The sequence below is a fragment of the Pseudomonas sp. VA159-2 genome (assembly GCF_024126635.1).
Classification (GTDB): domain Bacteria; phylum Pseudomonadota; class Gammaproteobacteria; order Pseudomonadales; family Pseudomonadaceae; genus Aquipseudomonas; species Aquipseudomonas muyukensis.
This window is the reverse complement of the sequence record NZ_JAMYBV010000086.1, coordinates 1-462: the sequence shown is the minus strand read 5'-3', so window position 1 is coordinate 462 and position 462 is coordinate 1. Positions and strand designations below refer to the sequence as shown.

Annotated in this window: 1 pseudogene; it reads right to left on the bottom strand. The window is 64.3% G+C overall.

From position 1 onward, the window contains the following. Positions 1-462: pseudogene (locus NJG22_RS24690) on the bottom strand (RHS repeat protein); the annotation flags it as partial.

The following is a 462-nucleotide window of genomic DNA, read 5'->3' as shown; positions in this document are numbered from 1 at the left end:
CGAACTCGGTCTTGTTGCCCAGCGGGTCGACGCTCTCGACCAGGTTGCCGCGCTCGTCGTAGTCGCGCTGCCACAGCCCACCCTCGGCGTCGCTGATCTTGATCAGCTGGTCCTGGTCGTCGTAGGCGTAGTGCACCACGCTGTGGTCGGCACGAATGTGCTTGAGGCGGTTGCTGCGCTCATCGTAGATGTAGCGGTCCTGGCTACCGTCGGGGTGGACGTGGCGGATGACGTTCTTGCGCGCGTCACGGAACAGCCATTCGGAATTGCCGTCCGGGTGCTTGATCCGGTAGGTGTAGCCCTCGGCGTCGTAGTAGTGCCAGGTTTCCTGGCCGTGGGCATCGGTGACGTAGGTCAGGCGGATGCGCTCGTCCCACTGCAGGCGGGTCTCGAAACTGCCGTCGTCGGCCCATTCGTGGATGGCTTTGGCGTGTGGGCCGCTGCCGTCCCATTCGAGGTTGA